The sequence below is a fragment of the Bradyrhizobium australafricanum genome (assembly GCF_020329495.1).
GTDB classification, from domain to species: domain Bacteria; phylum Pseudomonadota; class Alphaproteobacteria; order Rhizobiales; family Xanthobacteraceae; genus Bradyrhizobium; species Bradyrhizobium australafricanum.
Map to the genome: position 1 here is coordinate 63,410 of NZ_JAGKJL010000027.1, position 21,591 is coordinate 85,000.

Annotated in this window: 19 protein-coding genes; 6 read left to right on the forward strand and 13 right to left on the reverse strand. The window is 65.8% G+C overall.

Annotated features, from left to right (window positions below; all coding sequences use genetic code 11):
• Nucleotides 1-268 precede the first annotated feature (268 nt).
• Genes J6525_RS23645 through J6525_RS23660 form a run of 4 tightly spaced genes read left to right on the forward strand, consistent with a single transcriptional unit; the run spans nucleotide 269 to nucleotide 4,050 of the window.
• Nucleotides 269-1,225 carry an ABC transporter permease gene (locus J6525_RS23645; protein ID WP_016842735.1) on the forward strand — a complete coding sequence of 319 codons (957 nt, stop codon included), beginning with the start codon at nucleotides 269-271 and terminating at the stop codon, nucleotides 1,223-1,225.
• Entirely contained in the window at nucleotides 1,191-2,108 is a 918-nt protein-coding gene (locus J6525_RS23650; RefSeq protein ID WP_028334911.1) for an ABC transporter permease, read from the forward strand. The genes J6525_RS23645 and J6525_RS23650 overlap by 35 nt, the downstream gene beginning before the upstream one ends.
• Nucleotides 2,105-3,085 carry an ABC transporter ATP-binding protein gene (locus tag J6525_RS23655; RefSeq protein ID WP_225646536.1) on the forward strand — a complete coding sequence of 327 codons (981 nt, stop codon included), beginning with the start codon at nucleotides 2,105-2,107 and terminating at the stop codon, nucleotides 3,083-3,085. The genes J6525_RS23650 and J6525_RS23655 overlap by 4 nt, the downstream gene beginning before the upstream one ends.
• Nucleotides 3,082-4,050: an ABC transporter ATP-binding protein gene (locus J6525_RS23660; protein WP_057019236.1), complete on the forward strand. Its 969-nt coding sequence runs from the start codon at nucleotides 3,082-3,084 to the stop codon at nucleotides 4,048-4,050. The genes J6525_RS23655 and J6525_RS23660 overlap by 4 nt, the downstream gene beginning before the upstream one ends.
• 187 nt (nucleotides 4,051-4,237) lie before the next feature.
• On the opposite strand, the gene J6525_RS23665 is transcribed toward J6525_RS23660, so the two are convergent.
• On the reverse strand, nucleotides 4,238-5,200 hold the full coding sequence (locus J6525_RS23665; protein ID WP_092081667.1) for a LysR family transcriptional regulator: 963 nt from the start codon (nucleotides 5,198-5,200) through the stop codon (nucleotides 4,238-4,240).
• Nucleotides 5,201-5,300: 100 nt separating this feature from the next.
• Here J6525_RS23665 and bla point away from each other — a divergent pair, with 100 nt between their 5' ends.
• The gene (bla, locus tag J6525_RS23670) at nucleotides 5,301-6,200 is read left to right on the forward strand and encodes a class A beta-lactamase (RefSeq protein WP_092081665.1); all 900 of its coding nucleotides are present in this window, start codon (nucleotides 5,301-5,303) and stop codon (nucleotides 6,198-6,200) included.
• A gap of 34 nt (nucleotides 6,201-6,234) precedes the next feature.
• On the opposite strand, the gene J6525_RS23675 is transcribed toward bla, so the two are convergent.
• Nucleotides 6,235-7,656 (reverse strand): amidase, encoded by a 1,422-nt coding sequence (locus J6525_RS23675; RefSeq protein WP_225646506.1) that lies wholly within the window; start codon nucleotides 7,654-7,656, stop codon nucleotides 6,235-6,237.
• Between the two features lie 204 nt (nucleotides 7,657-7,860).
• On the opposite strand from J6525_RS23675, the gene J6525_RS23680 reads away from it, so the two are divergent.
• Nucleotides 7,861-8,793: an ankyrin repeat domain-containing protein gene (locus J6525_RS23680; RefSeq protein ID WP_225646507.1), complete on the forward strand. Its 933-nt coding sequence runs from the start codon at nucleotides 7,861-7,863 to the stop codon at nucleotides 8,791-8,793.
• Nucleotides 8,794-8,907: 114 nt separating this feature from the next.
• Here the strand turns inward: J6525_RS23680 and J6525_RS23685 are convergent, their stop codons facing one another.
• The 11 genes from J6525_RS23685 to J6525_RS23735 form a co-directional block, all read right to left on the reverse strand.
• The gene (locus J6525_RS23685; RefSeq protein WP_225646508.1) at nucleotides 8,908-9,474 is read right to left on the reverse strand and encodes a c-type cytochrome; all 567 of its coding nucleotides are present in this window, start codon (nucleotides 9,472-9,474) and stop codon (nucleotides 8,908-8,910) included.
• Between the two features lie 248 nt (nucleotides 9,475-9,722).
• Nucleotides 9,723-11,432, reverse strand: coding sequence for a pyrroloquinoline quinone-dependent dehydrogenase (locus J6525_RS23690; RefSeq protein ID WP_168855785.1), 1,710 nt, complete (start codon nucleotides 11,430-11,432; stop codon nucleotides 9,723-9,725).
• Between the two features lie 406 nt (nucleotides 11,433-11,838).
• Entirely contained in the window at nucleotides 11,839-12,777 is a 939-nt protein-coding gene (locus tag J6525_RS23695; RefSeq protein ID WP_225646509.1) for a carbohydrate kinase family protein, read from the reverse strand.
• Nucleotides 12,778-12,787: 10 nt separating this feature from the next.
• Nucleotides 12,788-14,440 (reverse strand): FGGY-family carbohydrate kinase, encoded by a 1,653-nt coding sequence (locus J6525_RS23700; protein WP_225646510.1) that lies wholly within the window; start codon nucleotides 14,438-14,440, stop codon nucleotides 12,788-12,790.
• 42 nt (nucleotides 14,441-14,482) lie between these two features.
• Nucleotides 14,483-15,256 carry an SDR family NAD(P)-dependent oxidoreductase gene (locus J6525_RS23705; RefSeq protein ID WP_057019317.1) on the reverse strand — a complete coding sequence of 258 codons (774 nt, stop codon included), beginning with the start codon at nucleotides 15,254-15,256 and terminating at the stop codon, nucleotides 14,483-14,485.
• A gap of 93 nt (nucleotides 15,257-15,349) precedes the next feature.
• Complete coding sequence (locus J6525_RS23710) at nucleotides 15,350-16,357, reverse strand: ABC transporter ATP-binding protein (RefSeq protein ID WP_092081652.1); 1,008 nt, start codon at nucleotides 16,355-16,357, stop codon at nucleotides 15,350-15,352.
• 16 nt (nucleotides 16,358-16,373) lie between these two features.
• Nucleotides 16,374-17,204, reverse strand: a complete 831-nt coding sequence (locus tag J6525_RS23715) for a carbohydrate ABC transporter permease (protein WP_225646511.1) — start codon at nucleotides 17,202-17,204, stop codon at nucleotides 16,374-16,376.
• A gap of 4 nt (nucleotides 17,205-17,208) precedes the next feature.
• A complete protein-coding gene (locus tag J6525_RS23720) occupies nucleotides 17,209-18,081 on the reverse strand; it encodes a carbohydrate ABC transporter permease (protein WP_024583852.1) in 873 nt (290 codons plus the stop codon).
• 135 nt (nucleotides 18,082-18,216) lie between these two features.
• Nucleotides 18,217-19,530 (reverse strand): ABC transporter substrate-binding protein, encoded by a 1,314-nt coding sequence (locus J6525_RS23725; RefSeq protein WP_225646512.1) that lies wholly within the window; start codon nucleotides 19,528-19,530, stop codon nucleotides 18,217-18,219.
• 367 nt (nucleotides 19,531-19,897) lie between these two features.
• Nucleotides 19,898-20,851 carry a sugar-binding transcriptional regulator gene (locus J6525_RS23730; protein ID WP_057019228.1) on the reverse strand — a complete coding sequence of 318 codons (954 nt, stop codon included), beginning with the start codon at nucleotides 20,849-20,851 and terminating at the stop codon, nucleotides 19,898-19,900.
• A 9-nt stretch (nucleotides 20,852-20,860) separates the two neighbouring features.
• Entirely contained in the window at nucleotides 20,861-21,526 is a 666-nt protein-coding gene (locus J6525_RS23735) for an HAD family hydrolase (protein ID WP_225646513.1), read from the reverse strand.
• Between the last annotated feature and the right edge of the window lie 65 nt (nucleotides 21,527-21,591).

Consider the following 21,591-nt stretch of genomic DNA (forward strand, 5'->3'; position numbering starts at 1 on the left):
GATTCGGAGTTTGAGTAGGTGCATCTTCTCCCTCTCCCCGTTCTTACGGGGTCGAGACGGGCGGAGCTCGCTCTTGGAGGGTTGGGGTGAGGGGCTTTCGCAGCAAACACCGTGAAAGATGAGTTCGTGCAGAGTCCCCCTCACCCGGAATTCAAGCCGTGCTTGAATTCCGACCTCTCCCCGCACGCGGGGCGAGGTGAAGCTCGCCTTTCGACTGGAAGCAAGATCAACGTGCTCAAGGTGCGAGCGTTAGTTAGATGATCTCTCGATGAGTCAATATATCCTGCGTCGCCTGATGATCGCGATCCCGAGCCTGCTCGGGATCTCGCTCGTGCTGTTCGTGGTGCTGGCGCTCGCGCCGGGCGATCCGTTCAGCGAGCTCGCGACCAATCCGAACGTGCCGCCCGAGGTACAGGCCGCGCTGCGCGCCAAGTTCGGCCTCGACGACCCGATCTATCTTCGCTACCTGCACTGGCTCGCGGCGATGGCGCAAGGCGACTGGGGCTTTTCCTTTGTCAGCCGGATCAATGTCGACACGCTGATCCTGCAGCGGCTGCCGACCACGCTCTACGTGATCGGCTCGGCGCAGCTACTGGCGCTGTTGATCGCGATCCCGGTCGGCGTCTATGCCGCCACCCGGCCCTATTCGATCTTCGACCAGCTCGCCAACACCTTCGCCTTCATCGGCTTCTCGCTGCCGACCTTCTTCACCGGCATCCTGTTCATCCTGGTGTTCTCGGTGAAGCTGGACTGGCTGCCCTTCGTCTACACCGACGTGCCGGGCAGCGGCATTCCCTGGCTGCTGGAGATGATCCGGCAGGCGATCATGCCGGTGATGGTGCTCGGCCTGTTCCAGGCGGCGTCGATGACCCGCTTCGTTCGCTCGGCAATGCTCGACGTGATCCGGCTCGACTATGTCACCACCGCCCGCGCCAAGGGGCTCGGGCAAGCCAAGGTGATCGTCAAACACGTGATGCGCAACGCGATGATCCCGGTCGTCACGCTGATTGCGCTGCAAATGCCCGCCGTGTTCGGCGGCGCCATCGTCACCGAGCAGATCTTCCGGATTCCCGGCATCGGCTCGCTGCTGATTTCCTCCATCCTCGCCAATGACACGCCGGTCGTGATGGCCGTGACCTTCGTCTTCGCGTGTCTCGTGGTGCTGTTCAACCTGATCGCAGATGTCCTCTATGGCTGGCTTGACCCTCGCATCTCCTTCCGCTGAGCGGCGCGGCTATTCGCCCTGGCGCGAAACCTGGCGGCGCTACCGCCGGCACCGTCCGGCCGTGGTCAGCGCCGTGCTGCTGCTGCTGCTGATCGCAGCCGTCGTGATCGGTCCGTTCGTCTGGCGCGTCTCGATCAGCGACATGGACGTCGTGGCCGGCCTGCAGGGCCCCTCGCTGGCGCACCCGTTCGGCACCGACGATCTCGGCCAGGACCTGCTCGCCCGCATGATCTATGGCGGGCGCATCTCGCTCGCGGTCGGTCTCGCCGCGATGCTGGTCTCGGTGTTCGTCGGCACGCTGATCGGCGCGCTCGCCGGCATGTCGCGCGGCGCGCTCGGCTACGCGCTGATGTGGCTGACCGATCTGTTCCTGTCGCTGCCGCAGCTGCCGCTGCTGTTGATGCTGATCTATCTGTTCCGCGACGGGCTGAAGGCGATGTTCGGCCCGGAGGGCGGCATCTTCATCCTGATCGTACTGGTGATCGGCGGCTTGCGCTGGATGCCGGTCGCGCGCCTGGTGCGCGCCCAGTTCCTGTCGCTGCGCGAGAAGGAATTCGTCGAGGCGGCGCGCGCGCTCGGCGCGAGTCCGGTGCGCCAGGTGGTGCGCCACATCCTGCCCAACGCGCTGGGACCCGTGATCATCGCCGGCACGATCGACGTCGCCGCCGCCATCATCGCCGAATCGACGCTGTCGTTCCTCGGCCTCGGCTTCCCGCCGGATACGCCGACCTGGGGCCGCATCCTCTATGACGCCAAGGACTTTCTCGACATCGGCCCGCACTGGGCGCTGTTCCCGGGTGGCGCGATCTTCATCGCGGTGGTCGCCATCAATTTCATCGGCGACGGGCTGCGCGACGCGCTCGACGCTCGCAAGGTGATCTGATGGCGCTGCTCGACATCAAGGGCCTGAAAACCCATTTCACCACCGACGACGGCATCCTCCAGGCGGTCGACGGCGTCGACATCAGCATCAACCGCGGCGAGACGCTGTGCGTGGTCGGCGAATCCGGCTGCGGCAAGACCGTCACCGCGATGTCGATCCTGAAGCTGATCGCGATGCCGCCGGGCAAGATCGTCGAAGGCGAGATCATCTTCGAGGGCCGCGACCTGGTGCCGCTGACCAGCCACCAGCTCGACGACATCAGGGCCAAGGAGATCGGCTTCATCTTCCAGGAGCCGATGACCTCGCTCAATCCGGTGCTGACCATCGGCGAGCAGATCGCCGAGAGCCTGCGCCGCCACGAGGCGGTGACCAAGAAGCAGGCGCTCGAGCGCACCATCGAGATGCTGAAGCTGGTGCAGATCCCCAACGCCGCGGGCCGCGTGCATCATTATCCGCACCAGTTCTCCGGCGGCATGCGCCAGCGCGTGATGATCGCGATGGCGCTGGCCTGCCGCCCCAAGCTTGTGATCGCGGACGAGCCGACCACCGCGCTCGACGTCACCATCCAGGCGCAGATCCTCGACCTGTTGCAGGACATGAAGGAACGCTTCGGCATGGCGGTGATGCTGATCACGCACGCGATGGGCGTGGTCGCCGAGACCGCGCAGCGCGTCGTCGTGATGTACGCCGGCAAGGTGGTGGAGGAGGCGCCGGTCGACGAACTGTTCGGCAATCCCGGCCATCCCTACACTCAGGGCCTGATCCGCTCGATCCCGCGCATCGATCTCGACGCCGCGCACAAGACGCGGCTGGAGGCGATCGGCGGCTCGGTGCCGATCCTGATCAACCCGCCGCCCGGCTGCCGTTTTGCCACCCGCTGCAAATACGCCATGAGCATCTGCACCGAAAGGGAGCCGCGGCTGCGCGAGATCGCGCCCGGCCACCGCATGGCCTGCCACCTCGGAGACGCGTCATGAGCGAGCCGCTGCTGCGCGTTTCCAATCTGAAGAAGCACTTTCCGGTGCTGGGCGGCCTGCTCTCGCGCGAGGTCGGCCAGGTCTATGCGGTCGACGGCGTGTCGTTCTCGGTCAACCGCGGCGAGACGCTCGGCCTCGTCGGCGAATCCGGCTGCGGCAAGTCGACCACCGGCCGCTGCGTGCTGCGCCTGATCGAGCCGACCTCGGGCGAGGTCGTGTTCGACGGCCGGAGCGTCACCGGCCTCGGCGGCGGCGATCTGCGCGCCATGCGGCGCAACATGCAGCTGGTGTTCCAGGACCCGTTCGCCTCGCTCAATCCGCGCATGACGGTCGGCGCGATCCTCGGCGAGCCCTTCATCATCCATAACCTCGTGAGCTCGGCCAGCGAGCGCGAGGACCGCGTCGCGAGCCTCCTGGTCAAGGTCGGGCTCAAGGCCGAGCACATGCGGCGCTACCCCCATGAATTCTCCGGCGGCCAGCGCCAGCGCATCGCGATCGCACGCGCGCTGACGCTGGAGCCGAAGCTGATCGTGTGCGACGAGCCGGTCTCGGCGCTCGACGTCTCGATCCAGGCCCAGGTCATCAACCTGCTCGAGGATCTGCAGGCCGAGCTGAACCTGACCTATCTGTTCGTCGCCCACGATCTCTCGGTCGTGGAGCACATCTCCGACCGCGTCGCGGTGATGTATCTCGGCCGCATCGTCGAGCTCGCCAAGGCCAGCGATCTCTACCGCAACCCGCAGCACCCCTACACCAAGGCGCTGCTCTCGGCGGTGCCGGTGCCGGATCCCAAGGCGAAGCGCGACCGCATCCGCCTGAAGGGCGACGTGCCGAGCCCGATGAATCCGCCCAAGGGCTGCCACTTCCACACGAGATGCCCAATCGCCGAGGAGCGCTGCCGGCAGAGCGCGCCGGAGCTGCTGGAAGGCAGGAACGGGCATTCCGTGGCGTGCCATCTGGCGTAGGTCGCGCGCCAGATGCGATAGCCAGCCGGCGCGGGAGCGCACCGCCAGAAATATCGAAAACAACCCCATGCAAAGTAGCCGGCGGCTACGGGCGTTCGACACGGCACTTGACATGTCGGGCAAATCAGCGGCATCATTCGATAATTCCGAAATAATGGCGGCGATAGTTGAATCACGTCGTCAGACGTTAACGCCGCTTGGTCTTGGTCCGCGGCTTCGGTCCGGCCTTTGTCTTGATCTTCCGCCGCGGTGCAGGCGCGACGGCGTCCTCCACCTCATTCGCCTCCGTCCGCAGCGTCTCGAGCAGCCAGTCGCGAAACGCGCGCATGCCGGGCGTCACCTCGCGCGACTTCAGCCAGGTCAGCCAATAGGATCCCGCCGGGACCTCGGCCGCGAACGGACGCAGCAGCCGGCCGGAGACCAGCTCATTTTCGAACATCGCGATCGGCACTAGCCCGACGCCGACGCCGCGCGCGGCGGCTTCGGCCATCGCGACCGAACTGTCGAAGATCGGCCCCTGGATTTTCGGACACGGCGCGCCGGCGACCGCAAACCACAGCGGCCATTCCTCGGCGCGGTAGGAGCGCAGCAGGAATTCCTGCGCGAGATCGGACGGCTTGCGCAGCCGGTCCGCCGCGTCGGGACAGCACACCGGCGACAACGGCGCGGACAACAGATGGATCGCCTCGGTGCCGTGCCACGAACCGTCGCCGAAGCGCAGCGCGAGATCGAGCCCGTCGCCCGCGATGTCGACGCGGTTGTTGTTGGTGAGCAGACGCAAATCGATATAGGGATGCGCGCGCTTGAAGCGATCGACCCTTTGCAAGAGCCATCCGGTCGCGAACGTCGTGACGCAGCCGACGGTCACGACCTCGCGCGTGCCCTTGGCTTCGATGCGGTCGATCGCGGCGCCGATCCGGTCGAGCGCGTCTGACAGCACCGGCAGCAGCGCCAGCCCCTCGTCAGTGAGCACCAGCCCGCGCGGCAGGCGGCGGAACAGGCTCGTGCCCAGGAGATCCTCGAGCTGCTTGACCTGATGGCTGATCGCGGTCTGCGTCACGCGCAGCTCCAGCCCGGCGCGGGTGAAGCTGAGCAGCCGCGCGGAGGCCTCGAAGGCGCGCAGCGCGTTCAGCGGGAGATGCCGGCGCACGGCGTCATGACCAAGTTTTCCTCATGTCTCGCTGTATAAATGATTGTTTGTGCGCCGTCACGCCGCCCGGCAGGTTCGCGCCGCCAACGGGAGATTCGACATGCTGACGAGACGGACATTTGGATTACGCGCGCTGGGCCTTGCGGTGTCCTGCACTCTGGCGCGTTCAGGCGCGGCGGCGGGACCAAGCGATCCGGCGCAGCGGCTGCAGCAGGAGTTTGCGCGCATCGAGCTGGCGACCAGCGGCCGGCTCGGCGTCGCCGCACTCGACATGGAGACGGGATTGCGCGCGAGCCGGCGCGGCGACGAGCGGTTCCCGATGTGCAGCACCTTCAAAGCGTTGGCCTCGGCCGCGGTGCTGCACCGGGTCGACCGCGGCGAATCCAGCCTCGATCAGCGCGTGCAAATCGAGGCCAAGGATATCTTGGCCTACGCGCCGGTCACCAAGGCGCACGTCGGATCGGCCATGACTCTGTCCGAACTCTGCGCGGCTGCCATCACACTCAGCGACAACACCGCCGCCAACCTGCTGCTGCGCGAGATCGGCGGGCCCGCCGGTTTTACCAGCTTCTTCCGCACCATCGGCGACAATGTCAGCCGGCTCGACCGCTGGGAGGTGGAGCTGAACGAAGCCGTGCCCGGCGACCAGCGCGACACCACGAGTCCTGTCGCGATGCTGAAGGATTTGCAGCGCGTCGTGCTCGGCGACGTTCTGCAGACCGTCTCGCGCCAGAAGCTGGTGGACTGGATGGTCGCCAACAAAACCGGCGACGCAAGGCTGCGTGCCGGCGTGCCCCGCGACTGGCGGGTTGGCGACAAGACCGGCACCGGCGAGCGCGGCACCTACAACGACATCGGCGTGTTCTGGCCGCCCGGCCGCAAGCCGATCGTGGTGACGGTTTACCTGACCGGGGCAAGTGCCCCCATGGAGAAGTGCAACGAGGTGATCGCCAATGTCGCGCGCGCCGTCGCCAATGCGAGCACCGGGCAAAGCGGCTGAACCAGCGACGCCGCGACCGGCGTCGCCGACAACGTCAGGTCGGCCAGCGACCAAGCAAGTCGCTCGCCGCCTCGAACAACGCTGCAACGCGCAACAGTTCGGCATCGGCCCGGAAGCGGCCGACCAGGTGCAGTCCGATCGGCAGGCCGTCGCGGCCGAAACCTGCGGGGATGCTGACGGCGGGATGACCTGTCATGTTGAACAGCATGGTCCAGGGAAACCAGTGCGGCCGCACGCTGTCGAAACTCCGGCCGTCGATCTCGATCGTGCCGAACAGGTCCTGGTCGATCGGCAGAGCCGACCGGGTCAAGGTCGGCATCGCCAGGAGATCGCCGCGCGCGAACAACGACTGCACCCGGCGGAACAGCGCGGTGCGCTCGAACATCGCCCGCTGGTAGTCGACACCGCTGACCTGCGCCGCCAACGCGAGCTGCTTCAGGAAGGTTGCGCTGAGATCATTTTGATGATCGGCCGCGAGCTTCTCGAAGCGGGTGCGCCAGACTGTGTGATTGATCGCACGCCAGATCGGCTCGATGTCAAAGCCGTCGCCGGAAAACTCTTCGAGCTCGGCGCCGAGGCTCGCCAGACGGTCGAGGCTTGCCTTGAACGCGGCAGCCACATCGGACGTGACCGGACGCCGCGGCGGCGACACGCAGAACAGCACCCGCCGGCCCTTGAGGTCGCCGCGCGGCGCGGCAAGCCCGAGATAGTCAGGCACCGGCACCCCGATCGACCAGGGGTCCGACGGATCCTCTCCCGCCATCGCCTGCATCATCAGCGCCGTATCGGCAACGGTGCGCGTGGTCGGCGTGACATAGGTCTGGTTACCGAAAGCATCCTGCACCTGGCTGTGCGGGATCACCCCGTTGCTCTGCTTGATTCCGACCACGCCGTTGCAGGCGGCGGGAATCCGGGTGGAGCCGCCGCCATCGGTCGCAACCGCCAGCGGCGCGATGCCGCTCGCGACGGCCACCGCCGCGCCGCCGCTGGAGCCGCCACTGGACCGCTCGGCACTCCATGCATTGCGGGTCCGCCCGAACAGCGGCGAGTCGGTCAGGCACTTGCTGCCGAACTCCGGCGTCGTGGTCTTGCCGATCAATATGCCGCCCTGGGCACGGAGGCGGGCCACCGCGACGGCGTCATTGTCGGGCACGTTGTCCCGGTACGGCACCGCGCCGAAGGTCGTCCGGACGTCTTTGGTGTTGACGATGTCCTTCACGGTGAAGGGGATGCCGTGGAGCAGACCTAGCGGCTCGCCAGCCGTGATTTGCCGCTCGGCGGCTTTCGCCTGCGCCATCGCCGCATCGCCGCACAGCGTGATGAAGCAGTTCAATTCGGGTTGCAGCCGCTCGGCACGGGCGAGCACCGCGCGCGTAACCTCGACAGGCGAAACCTCCTTGCGGGCGATGCGCCCATGAAGCTCAACGGCAGACAGCAAACACAGATCGTCGCTCATTTGGCAAGGACTCGCGTCAGACATGGTCGACGCCCGCATCGTGCCGCGCGGCATGCGGCAAGTCCATCGGCTCGGACGCATGGCGCGCCGCCACGGAGCCACGACGGCGCATGGCCTGCCGAGTCGGCGGGCAGTTCCCGGCCGCGCGGCTTGGCAGCGACGGAAGATCATGCGACGCTCGAACCGAATGGCGCTGCTGTCAGCATGACGGAGGACCACGCCTTGTATCGCCGCATCGCCCTCGCCGCGCTGATCGTTGCCGGCAGTGTGCACGGCAGCCTCGCGGCGCCCGATCCGGCGCGGTGCCGAGAGCTGATCCGCAAATACGAAACCGACAACGCCCAGCTCAGCGCGATCGAGATCTCGCTGTCGCTGTTTGCGGCCGCCAATGCCGATTGCATCAACCTTGCCACCGAGCTGCTCGATCACGGCGCCTCGGTCGATGCGCGGGACCGCCTGGGCGCAAGGCCGCTGAGCCACGCCGCCCGCTCCGGCCATCTTGCCATGGTCGACCTGCTGCTGGCGCGCGGCGCGCCGGTCGATGCACGCAACCTCGCGGGATCGACCGCGCTGTACTTTGCCGCCGAGCGCGGCCATGTCGCGATCGTGCAGCGCCTGATCGACCGCGGCGCCGACGTCAATCTCACCGGACGCAGCGGCGCCTCCCCGGTCGCGGCCGCCGCCTATGCCGGCCGGGACATGGTGGTGCGCACGCTGCTGGCGCACGGCGCCGACGGCCGCAAGGCAGACGACACCGGCAAGCCGCCGGTCGTCTACGCCGCGGCGGGCGGCCAGCTCGGCATTGTCAAGCAGTTGCTCGCGCGCGAGATCGACATCAACGCGCGCTACGCCAACGATCTGACGCTCCTGATGTGGGCGGCCGGGCCCGACGAGACCGTGCCGGAGGCGCAGGCACTGGAGGTCGTCTCGTATCTGCTGGACGCCGGCGCCAAGGTCGACGACCGCGATGCGCGCGGCCGCACGGCGCTGATGATCGCCGCCGAAGGCAATCATCCGGCGATTGCAAAAGCGCTGCTCGCGCATGGCGCCGACCCTGCGCTGGCCGACAAGGCCGGCAAGCACGCCGCCGATCTCACCATCCTGTCGGCGCTGCGCGAGGAACTGACGCCGCGCTGAGGCGACTTGCTCGGACGTCATGGCCGGGCTTGTCCCGGCCATCCACGTCTTCCTTTGCCTGGATACCAAGACGTGGATGCCCGGGACAAGCCCGGGCATGACGAGTGTCCGCAGCTACAGCCCCGCCAGATAGTCCACCAGTGCGGCAAGGTCGTCGGGCGACGTTGCCAGCATCAGGTCGGACATGCCGGGATTGTTGCCGCGCGCGCGGGTGCGGAAATCGGCGATGGTCTTGGCGAGGTAATCCCGTCCCATGCCGGCAAGCCGCGGCACCGTGCCGTCGCCCTGGAAGCGATCGAGATGGCAGGCCGGGCAGCCGACCGAGCGGCTGGCACTGACCGCCTTCTCCGCCACGTCCTTGGGCGCACGCGGCTGGCCGAGGTCAGGCCACGGCTTCTGCGAAAAATATTCCGCGATCGCCAGCATGTCGTCGCGCTCGAACTGCGCCGCGATCGGCTGCATGATCTCGCTCTTGCGATCGCCGCGCTTGAAATCGCGCAGCTGGATGTAGAGATAGCCGGCCTGCTGGCCCCAGATCGTCGGAATGGTCTTGTCGACCGGCTTGCCGTTCTCGCCGTGGCAGCCGGCGCAGACCTGCACTTTTTCCTCAATCGTCTCTGCGCGCGCCTGCGCCGCAATCAGCAACAGCGCGGCGCCGCAAATCATCAATTTACCGAACATTGGCTCATCCTGAGGCGCAGTATCGGTCCACCTCCGTCATTGCGAGGAGCTCGCGACAATCTTGCAAAGCAATTTTGCGCTGGAGCGACGAAGCAATCCATGCTTCCACAAACGCGGCACAATGGATTGCTTCGCTTCGCTCGCAATGACGTGGCTGGACCTTTTATCCGAACAAAACAGAAGCGGGACCGAACCGGTCCCGCCTCGCCGTCAATGTTTGCACGCGTGACGATGCATCAGGCCCGGGCTCAGTCGAGCGTGAAGGCGATGATGTTGTTGCCACGCTTGTAGTCGAGCTGGGTGTTACCGCCCGCACCGACCACGATATATTGCTTGCCGCCAACCATGTAGCTCGACGGCGGCGCGTTGACGCCGGCGCCGGCCCGGAAGCTCCACAGCTCCTTGCCGTTCGACGAATTGTAGGCCGCGAACTTGCCGTTGCCTTCGCCAGTGAAGACCAGGCCGCCGGCGGTGGCGAGGATGCCGCCGATCATCGGCTCGGGCGTGTTGACCTGCCATTTGATCTTGCCGTTGTTGTAGTTCACCGCGGTGATGTTGCCCGCCTGCTTCTCGCCCGGGATCACCTTGAAGGCACCGCCCAGCCACAGCTTGCCGTTCGGATAGGCCGAGCTCTCGACGTGGTAGGTCATCGGCTGGTGCAGGTTGATGGCGTAGGCCAGCTCCTGTCCCGGATCGGTCGCGATCGGCGACCATTCGACGCCGCCATTGGCGCCGGGCAACATGCGCGCGCCTTCCTTGGTCGGCAGCACCCACATGTTCTCCTGCGGCACCATCGCCTCGGAGAAGCGGATCAGACTGCAGTCCTTGCGATCGTGCACATAGATGTGCCCGGTCTTGCCGGCATGAATGACGCCGGGAATCGTCTTGCCGCTCTTGTCCTTGACGTTGACCAGCACCGTCGGGCTGACCGCGTCGAGGTCCCAGACGTCATGGGCGATGTACTGGAAGTGGCAGACATACTTGCCGGTGTCGAGATCGAGCGAGACCAGCGAGTTGGTGTAGAGGTTGTCGCCGGGCCGGTTCGACCCGTCGAGGTCGGGCGACGGGTTGCCGACGACGAAGTAGATCCGGTTGGTCGCGAGATCGACCGACGGGTTCTGCCACACGCCGCCACCGAGCTTGGCATAGGGATCGCCGATCTTGGCGAGCATGTCCTTCTCGGCCTGGATATTGCGGTGCATGTCGCGGCCGGTGGCATCCTTGGTCGCCCAGACACCGACGGAGTTCTCCGGAATGGTGTGGAAATTCCAGAGCTGCTTGCCGGTCTTGGCGTCGTAGGCGCGCACGAAGCCGCGGATGCCGTACTCGCCGCCATTGGTTCCGATCAGCACCTTGTCCTTGACCACGGTCGGCGCCATCGTCTCGCTGTAGCCGAGCTCGGGATCGGCGATATTGGTGGTCCAGACCACCTCGCCGGTCTTGGCATTCAGCGCCATCAGCTTGGAATCGAGCGTCGCCAGATAGACCCGGTCGCCGAGCACCTGGACGCCGCGATTGTTGGGACCGCAGCAATAAACCGTGATCGGGCCCATCTTGTGGGCGTAGTGCCAGAGCTGCTGACCGGTCTTGGCGTCGAGCGCATAGACATGGCTGAACGACGTCGTGACGAACATCACGCCATCGACGACGATCGGAGATGTCTCAAGCGATTCCTTGACGTCGGTCTGGAAGATCCATGCGACGTGCAGGTCCTTCACATTGTCCCGGCTGATCTGCTTGCCCGGATAGAATCGCGTCTGGGCATAGTTGCCGTTGGTGAGCAGGAAATCCCTGCTGTTCTTGTCGGCGGCGTTGAGCTGCTCCTGGGTCACCGGAGAAACATTGGCGTTGCCGAGGACCGACTGCTTCTCCTGCTTGACTTCCTGCGCGATGGCGGCGCCCGACAACAGGCCAACGCCGAGCGCGGCGGCGAATGCCGCAATCCCTCTCACATACATATCTTCCCCCGTTATTTCTTGGTTGCAATATTAGGGATGCGTGTCTGCTACTTCCCTTCGAGGCCCGGTCGCCCTGGCGAGCCCGCAACCCGTTGCGCGGCCTGGTTGCGCTGCAATAGACGATCAAAAAAAGACGACGACAGGTATCGATGGATGGGTTCCATGTTAGCGCGGTCTTTCACAAAGACAACCGATGCGCTCAATGCGAAGCCGAAGCAGCATGACTTCGTACGATCGAAATGCAGCGATCGCGGGTTGGCATCAAATCCAAGCGATATCGGGTGCTTCGGACGCCTTCACGCATCACAGGGCGGATTTGCCTTCGCAGGCGCAGCACACAAAATGAGACTAAGCGTCAAGCGACGGCATCGCGCAAGACACCGCGCCGGCTGAGGCCGTGCATGGCCTACCAATAGTCGGCCGGCAACTCCCGGCTGCGCGGCGGATCGGCGCCGGGCCGCGTGCAGGTGAAAGCGGCGCATTTGCAGGCAAAGGACAACGCACGGGTCAGCTCGGCTGCGGAGACGTCGCGCAACTGCGGCTGCGCGATCCGGTCCAACCGATGCAACGCGGCGAGCAGCGCCGCCTGAAAGCTGTCGCCGGCGCCGATCGTATCGACGACGTTGACCACCGGCGCTTCGGCCGCGATCGGTCCGGCCTTGCGATGCCAGGCACAGGCGCCATCATTGCCGCGCGTAATGACGACGAGCGATGCGCCGCCTGACAGCAGCGCCTCGGCCCGCGCAGCATGGGCCTCGTCACCAAACAGATAGGCGAAGTCGACGTCGGACATCTTCACGACGTCGGCCTTGCCGCAGAACGCCAGCATGCGCGCGCGATAGGCGTCCTTGTCCTTGACGAGGTTCGGCCGGCAGTTCGGATCGAGCGAGATCGTCACGTTCGGCCGCGCATCCTCGATCAAGGCCAGCGTCTCCGCCGCACCCTTGTCATGGACCAGCGTGGTCGAGCCGGTGTGCACGCAGGTGACACCGTCAAGCGCGACCGCATCGCGCCGATAGGTCCAGTTCCGCGACGCGGTGTCGGCGTCATAGAAGGCGTATTGCGTCTCGGTGCCGGTGACGCGCGCAAAGGCCAGCGTCGCCTGGCGATTGCTGCGGGTGGCGCGACGAAGATCGACGCCGGACGCCGCGGCATGATCGGCGATCATCCTGCCGAAGGTGTCGGTCGAGATGCCGCCGACAAAGCCGGTGGGAACATCGAGCCGGGCGCTGCCGATCGCGATGTTGAGGCAGGAGCCGCCGACCGCGGGCGTCAAGGCCTCACGTCCATCCGCCGTCTTCGACGGCAGGAAATCGATCAGCGCATCTCCGCAACTCAGCAGCATGGGGCAAACCTTACGTCGGCGCTTCGCCGGGCGCCCGCCTCATCGCCTCGCGGCTGTCGCGGTCGAGCTCCCGCAGCAGCTTGTGCACGCCGCGCTTCTTGCGGTGGAACCCGGCAAGCTCCGGCCTGGTCGGCTCGCTCAACCGCCCGAGCGCCGACATGCCGGCCATCGCCGCATTGATCGAGTTGTGCGCACCGCTGGCGACCGCGCCCAGCATCGCGGCGCCGAGCAAGACGGGTTCTTGCGTCTGCGGCAGCGCCACCGTGTAGCCGGTCGTGTCGGCCATGATCTGGCGCACCAGGGGGCTGCGGCTCGCGCCGCCGCCGATCACGATGGTCTTGCCGTTGACGCCATGCGCCTGCAAGGCGTCGATGACGTCGGCAAGGCCATAGGCCAGCCCGCACAGGCCGGCAATGAACAGCCGCTCCAGCGCCGACGCGTCGGTGTCGAGATCGAGCCCCGCGATCACCGCGCGCGAGCCGGGATCGGCATAGGGCGAACGGTTGCCGAGGAACTCCGGCAGAACGTGAACGTTGCGCGCGAGCAGCGCCGCAGCACCGGCATTGCCGCTGCGCGCCAGGATGCGCCTCTCGAGATATTCGATGACGTCGACGCCGTCGGTCTTCGCCGCGAGCGCAACCTCGGCATGCGCCGGATGCGACTTGAGCAGGTGATCGATCGCGGCGCCCGCCGCCGATTGGCCGCCCTCGTTCAGCCAGAAGCCCGGCACCATGCCTTCGAAATACGGACCCCAGACGCCGGGCACGAAGCAGGGATCGACCGTCGTCGCCATGATGCAGGCCGACGTTCCCATGATGTAGGCGAGCCGTTGGCAGACATCGACCTCGGCGCCGGAGCCATCGCGGCCGCCGATTGCGCCGACGCCGCCGGCATGGGCATCGATCAGGGAGGCACCGACCGCGGTTCCCGGCAGCAGGCCGAGATCGCGCGCGGCATCCTCGGACAGCCCGCGACCGAGCGGCGAGCCGGGCGGCACGATCTCGCTGCCGATCCGCCCAAAACGGTCGGCCGCGAGCGCCTCGAGCCCGACCCGCTTGAAAAAGGATTCGCTCCAGCCGCCCTCGCCGGCGACATAGGTCCATTTGCAGGTGACCGTGCAGGTCGAGCGCGCCAGCGAGCCGGACGCGCGGAACGACAGATAGTCGGCAAGATCGAAGAAATGCCCGGCGGCCTCGAAGGTCGCGGGCAGATGCCGCTTCAGCCAGAGGATCTTCGGGATCTCCATCTCCGGCGAGATGGCGCCGCCGACATAGCGCAGCACCTTATCGCCGGTCGCGTTGACGAATTCGGTTTCATCCATCGCGCGGTGATCCATCCAGACCACGACATTGCGTACGGGATCGCCGGACGGGCTGACGGTGAGCGGCCGGCCTGCCCTGTCGAGCACGACCAGCGAACAGGTCGCGTCGAAGCCGATGCCTTTGACGTGTTCGGCGGCAACCGCAGCCTCCCGCATCGCATGGCGCACCGAGGCAACGCAGGCCGCCCAGATGTCATCGGACGATTGCTCGACGATATCGCCGGGCTCGTGCCAGACCCGGATCGGATGCCGGGCCGACCCGAGCAGCTTCCCCGACTCGTCGAACACGCCCGCCCGGGCGCTGGTGCTGCCGACATCCACCCCGATATAGGCTTGCCGCATGACCGCTCTATCTTCCGTTGAGCATGATCCCCGGACGCAAGCCTACCAGCAAGTGTAGCCGCCATCGACCAGAACGATGCTTCCGGTCATCAGGCTCGCCGCCTCGGACGCCAGGAACAGCACCACGGAGGCGATCTCGTCAACCTGCCCCATCCGCGCCATCGGGGTTCCACCGATCCAGGCGTCGTACATTCTAGGGCTGTTCTTCACGAAGGCGTTCAGCGGCGTCTCGATGTAGGTCGGCGCGACGGCGTTGACGCGGACCCCGCGCGCGCCCCATTCGGCGGCGAGCGATTTCGTCAGATGATGCACCGCGGCCTTGGAGGCGTTGTAGAAGCACTGTTCCTGCGGCTTGTTGACGATGAAGCCGGACATCGAGCCGACATTGACGATGGTGCCGGACTTCGCCTTCAGCATGTGATTGCCGAAGGCGCGGCAGCACCAGAAGGTGCCGTTCAGGTTGACGTCGATGACGTTGAGCCAGTGCTCGTCGGTCACGGTTTCCGCCGGCGTCTCGCTGCGGGCGATGCCTGCATTGTTGACGAGAATGTCGACCTTGCCGTACTTGCCGACCAGTTCGTCGGCGACCGCGGCGACGCGGCCGGAATCCGTCACGTCCATCAGCGCGATGTCGGCGTCGAAGCCCTTGGCCTTCAGCGCCGCCTGCGCGTCATTGGCAACCTTGGCGTCGCGGTCGCCGATGATGACCTTGGCGCCGGCTTCGGCGAGCGCCTCGGCGCAGGCGAGCCCGATGCCCTGACCCGCGCCGGTGATGATGGCGGTCTTGCCGCCGAGCCTGAATTTTTCGAGATACATTTTCTTCTTCCTTAGCTTCTTTTTGAGCATGATCTGTTCGGAAAACCGCTTCACGCTTTGCGCTAACGCGACCCTCCGGGTCCGGATCATGCTCTACGCGTGAATCGATTTTCCGCTGTCATCGAAACGGTGGATGCGCGCCGGATCCGGGATCAGCGACACCCGGTCGCCGGGATGCAGGTCAAGCTCGCCGACATAGCGCGCGGTCAGCATTCCCAGCGGTCCGGCGTCGACATAGAGGAAAGTGTCGCTGCCGAGATGCTCGGCGACCGAGACGGTGCCGTGCCAGCCGCCCTGCCCGTCGCGCTCGACCCTCAAATGCTCGGGCCGTACCCCGATGGTCGCGGCGCCCTGCTGCTTGGCGATCTCACCGGTGACGAAATTCATCTTCGGCGAGCCGATGAAGCCGGCGACGAACAGGTTGGCCGGCTTCTCGTAGAGCTCGAGCGGCGAACCGTATTGCTCGATCTTGCCGCCGTTCAGCACCACGATCTTGTCCGCCATGGTCATGGCCTCGACCTGGTCGTGGGTGACGTAGATCGCCGTGGTGCCGAGCTGCTTCTGCAACCGCGTCACCTCGAGCCGCATCTGCACGCGCAGCGCGGCGTCGAGATTGGACAGCGGCTCGTCGAACAGGAACGCCTTCGGTTCGCGCACGATGGCACGCCCGATCGCGACGCGCTGGCGCTGACCGCCAGAGAGCTCGCGCGGCTTGCGGTCGAGATAGGGCGTGAGATTGAGAGTTGCCGCGGCCGCCTCGACCTTGCGGTTGATCTCGCCCTTGGCGATCCCGGCCATTTTCAGGCCGAACGCGATGTTGCCGCGCACGCTCATATGCGGATAGAGCGCGTAGGACTGGAACACCATCGACAGCCCGCGCTTGGCCGGCGGCACATCGACGACATTGCGCCCGTCGATCAGGATGGCGCCGCCGGTGACATCCTCGAGCCCCGCGATCAGCCGCAGCAGCGTGGTCTTGCCGCAGCCGGACGGGCCGACGAAGACAACGAAGGAGCCGTCGGCGATGTCGAGATCGGCGCCCTTGATGATGTGGACCGGCCCGAACGATTTTTGCACACCCTGCAGCGTAATCTGACCCATGGCAAAAGCCTTTCTGCTACTTGACCGCGCCGAAGGTCAGTCCGCGGACGAGCTGCCGCTGACTGAACCAGCCGAGCACGAGAATGGGCGCGATCGCGAGCGTCGACGCCGCCGACAGTTTCGCCCAGAACAATCCTTCCGGGCTGGAATAGGACGCGATGAAGACGGTGAGCGGCGCCGCCTCGAGCGTCGACAGATTGAGGGTCCAGAACGCCTCGTTCCACGCCAGGATCAGATTGAGCAGCAACGTCGAGGCCAGCCCCGGCACCGCCATCGGCGTCAGCACATAGATCAGCTCGCGGCCGATCGTGGCGCCGTCCATCCGCGCCGCCTCGAGGATGTCCTTGGGGATCTCCTTGAAATAGGTGAACAGCATCCAGATCACGATCGGCAGATTGCCGAGGCACAGGATGAAGATCAGGCCGGAGCGAGTGTCGAGCAGGCCGAAGGTGCGGTAGATCAGATAGATCGGCACCAGCACGCCGACCGGCGGCATCATCTTGGTGGAGAGCATCCAGAGCAGCACGTCCTTGGTCCGCTTGGTCGGCGAGAACGCCATCGACCACGCCGCCGGGATCGCGATCAGCATCGCGATCAAGGTCGAGCCGCCGGCGATGATGATCGAGTTGAGCGCGTGGTGGAAATAGTCGCTGCGCTCCTGCACCGTGGCGTAGTTCTCGGTGGTCCAGTGGAAGAACAGGAACGAGGGCGGGATCGCGAACGCCTCGAGCTCGGTCTTGAAGCTCGCCAGCACCATCCAGAGGATCGGGAAGAAGATCAGGAAGCCGACCAGCCAGGCCGCCAGCGTCGAGATCACCTTGCGCCGTGTCGTGACCATCCGCGCCATGACGTTACGCCTCCAGATTCCGGCCGACGATACGAACGAGGAAGAAGGCGACGATGTTGGCGAGCACCACCGCGACCAGGCCGCCCGCCGAGGCGCTGCCGACGTCGTACTGGATCAGCGCCTGCGAATAGATCAGGAAGGCGATGTTGGTGGTTTGCAGGCCGGGGCCGCCGCCGGTGGTGACGAAGATCTCCGCGAACACCGTGAGCAGGAAGATGGTCTCGATCAGGATCACCACCGTGATCGGGCGCGCCAAATGCGGCAGCGTGATGTAGATGAAGGTCGAGATCGCGCTCGCGCCGTCCATCTCGGCCGCCTCCTTCTGCTCCTCGTCGAGCGATTGCAGCGCGGTCAGCAGAATCAGGGTTGCGAACGGCAGCCATTGCCAGGAGATGATCAGGATCACCGAGAACAGCGGCGCGTCGTTGAACCAGTCGATCGCCGGCAGCCCGAACAGATGCGCGATCCAGGCGAACAGGCCCGACACCGGATGCATCAGCAGGTTCTTCCAGACCAGCGCGCTCACCGTCGGCATCACGAAGAACGGCGCGATCACCATCAGCCGGACGATCGAGAGCCCGACCACCTGCTGGTCGAGCAGCAGCGCCAGCGGCACGCCGAGGATGATCGTGATCGCGAGCACCGAGCCGACCAGCACCAACGTGTTCTGCAACGAGGCGAGGAAGGCCGGATCGGTCAGGAAGTAGCGGAAATTCTCCAGCCCAACGAATGATTCAGAGCCGGGATCGAGCAGATTGTAATGCAGGGTCGCGAAATAGATCGTGAGCGCCAGCGGCACGATCATCCAGATGAACAGCAGCGCCACCGCGGGCGTGAGCAGCGTGCGTGCGAGCAGTTGGGTCTGCTGGGTCGCCATCCCCGCCTCCTTCTCAAGGAAAGGAGCGACCATCCCGCTGCGGGACAGGATGGTCGCAAGTACCCAGCTCGGGAGGTCTAAGCTGGTCGGGCGGCCAAGGCGTTCGACGCGCCCTGGCTTTGGTTCCGGCGTGCTCTACTTGATGTAGCCCGCGCGCTTCATTTCGCGCTCGGTCACGGACTGCGCAGCGGTGAGCGCCGCATCGACGGTGGTCGAGCCTGAGAGCGCCGCGGAGAACTGCTGGCCCACCTGGGTGCCGATACCCTGGAATTCAGGGATCGCCGCGTACTGCACGCCGACGTAAGGCACCGGCTTCACCGTCGGCTTGTTCGGATCGGCGGCATCGATCGAGGCCAAGGTCAGCTTGGCGAAGGGGGCGACCTTCAGATAGTCGGGGTTGTTGTACAGCGAGGTGCGCGTGCCCGGCGGCACGTTGGCCCAGCCTTCCTTCGCGGCGACGAGCTTGGTGTAATCCTTGCTGGTCGCCCAGGCGATGAACTTCTCGGCCGCCTCGACCTTCTTCGAACCGGCAGGAACCGCGAGACTCCATGCCCACAGCCAGTTGGCGTTCTTGCCGAGCCCGGTGTTCGGCGCCAGCGCGAAGCCGACCTTGTCGGCGACCGTGGATTCCTTCGGATTGCTCACGAACGACGCCGCCACGGTGGCATCGATCCACATCGCGCATTTGCCGGCGTTGAACAGTGCGAGGTTCTCGTTGAAGCCGTTGGAAGAGGCGCCGGGAGGGCCGGCCTGCTTCATCAGGTCGACATAGGTCGTCAGCGTCTTCTTCCATTCCGGCGAATTGAACTGCGGCTCCCACTTCTCGTCGAACCAGCGCGCACCAAAGGAATTCGCCATCGCGGTCAGGAACGCCATGTTCTCGCCCCAGCCGGCCTTGCCGCGCAGGCAGATGCCATAGACGCCGGCCGACTTGTCGGTCAGCTTCTTGGCGGCGTCGACCACGAAGTCCCAGGTCGGGCTCTCCGGCATCTTCAGGCCGGCCTTGTCGAACAGGTCGGTGCGATACATCACCATCGAGCTCTCGCCGTAGAACGGCGCGGCGTAGAGCTTGCCGTCGACCGAGACCGCATCCTTGATCTTGGGCAAGAGGTCGCCGACGTCGTAATCGGCGCCGAGCTTGTCGAGCGGCACCAGCCAGTTCTTCTTGGCCCAGATCGGCACCTCATAGGTGCCGATGGTGAGCACGTCGAACTGGCCGCCTTTGGTAGCGATGTCGGTGGTCACGCGCTGGCGCAGCACGTTCTCCTCGAGCGTCACCCATTTGACGGTGATGTCGGGGTTCTTCGCGGTGAATTCGCTGGTGAGCCCCTGCATGCGGATCATGTCGCCATTGTTGACGGTCGCCACCGTCAGCGTGGTCTGGGCGATCGAGGGGGCAGAGATCAAAACAGCAGCCGCGCCCGCAACGGCGCAAAGGACGTTTTTCAAGGTGACCTCCCTTATGTCACGTTGAGCATATGCCCACGTGTTGAGCTTATGTTCAACCTGTCGCCAAATTTTGTCAAGCGCGCGGGAGCGCCGTCCCGCGCGTTCGCGGGTTCCACTGCACGCTGGAATGGAGGTGTTTGCGGAGATGAAGAAGGGCGCTGGGACCCAGAAGGCAACTTGATTTGCGGCCACAGCGGGACTGCGCTCCCTCGCCCCGTTCTTACGGGGAGAGGGTTGGGGTGAGGGGCTCTTTCCGCGCATACGAAGCGGACGAATGCACGGAGACTCCCCCTCACCCGGATCGCATCTCCGATGCGATCCGACCTCTCCCCGCAAGCGGGGCGAGGTGAAGTACGACTCGTGGCTCCTACCGATCCAGCACCGCGCGCGCGGTGGCCTCATCGGTGATGAGGCCGTTGACCACCCGGCCCGCCAATGCGGCCTTGATCGACGGCACCTTGGCGGCGCCGACGGCTGCCGCGATCGTGGTCGCTTCCGCGGGGATCTGCGGCGGAATGCTCGTCAACCGCTTGTTGGTGCCGCCCTTGATCAGGCGGCCCTTGGCGTCATAGGCCCAGCCGGTCACTTCGCCGACCGCGCCGAGCCGCATCATCTCCAGCAGCTCCTCGCGGGTGACGAAGCCGTCGACATGGACCTGGGCCTTCTGGTCCATCTGGCCGATGCCGATCAGGCGCAGATCGGCCTTGGCGGCGACCGCCCTCACCCGCGCGATCGGGTCGATGCGGACCATGCGGTTGCGCTCGTCCTCGCTCGACATCAGGAACGGCAGCGGCATCGGGTAATGGCGCGCGCCGGTGCGGTCGGCGAGCCGTCCCACCGTGTCGTAGAAGCTCGCCGAGCCGTCGGCGGAGATGTTGCCGACCAACGAAACGATCTGGTGATCGGGCCGCTCGATCGGCGAGACCCGCTCGACCGCGGCGCGCACCGCGCGGCCGGTGCCGAGCGCCACGATCACGGGCGTCTCCGAGCGCAGCGTCGTCTCCAGCAGATTGGCGCTGCGCTCAGCGATTCCCGCATTCGACAGCGGCGCCGCCGGATCGGTCGGCACGACGTCGCAATGCACCAGATCGAACCGTGCCTTCAGCCGGGAAGCCAGCTCCATGCAGGCCGCGATGGGATGTTCGAGGCGAAACGTGATCAGCCGCTCCGCCAGGCACAGCGACACCAGGCGCTGCGCGGAGGCGCGCGACACCTGCAGCATTTTCGCAATCTCATCCTGGGTGTGGCCCGCGATGAAATAGAGCCAGCCGGCGCGCGCCGCATCGTCGAGGCGAGACTTTTCGTTGTCGGGCGCAGCCATCGTCTTGCGTCAGCCTTCCATCCAGAAATCCGTCATCGCGGCGAAGATTCGATCCGCCCCCGCTTGCCGCAGCAGAGCACTGCCATCCGCCAACCGATAGTGGGCGCCGCCGACAAATCCCCACACTTTCATGCCCGCCGCCTTCGCGGCCATCACGCCGCTGACGCTGTCCTCGATCACGAGCGTGCGGCGCGGCGCAGCGTCCATCGCGCTTGCCGCATGCAGGAACAGATCAGGGGCCGGCTTGCCGTGCCTGACCATCTGCGCGGTGTAGAGCCGCGGCCCGAAGCTGGCGGCGAGGCCGGTCAGCTCCAGCGAAAACTTCACCCGCTCGAGATCGCTCGATGAGGCGACACAATATGGCAGCTGCAATTCCTCGAGCACCGCCGCGATGCCGGCGATCGGCTTCAGTCGGGAGCGGAAGGTCTCACGGACCTGCAGCGCCAGGTCTGGCAGAAACGTCTCGGGCAGCGGCTTTCCGACGCCCCGGCAGTAGTCGACCAGGGCCGCGGTGCTGCGGCCGAGGAAGAGTTCGAGCGCCCGCTCGGTGCTCATCCCGATGCCGGCCTGGACCATTGCCTCGGCGAGACAGCGGCAGCTCAATTCCTCGCTGTCGACGAGCACGCCGTCGCAGTCGAAGATGACGAGATCAGTCTCGGGAAGCCGCGGATCCATCCCGACATGAGATCATATGCTCACGCCATGAGCAATAGATCACAGTTTCCGCGCGGAATGTCGCG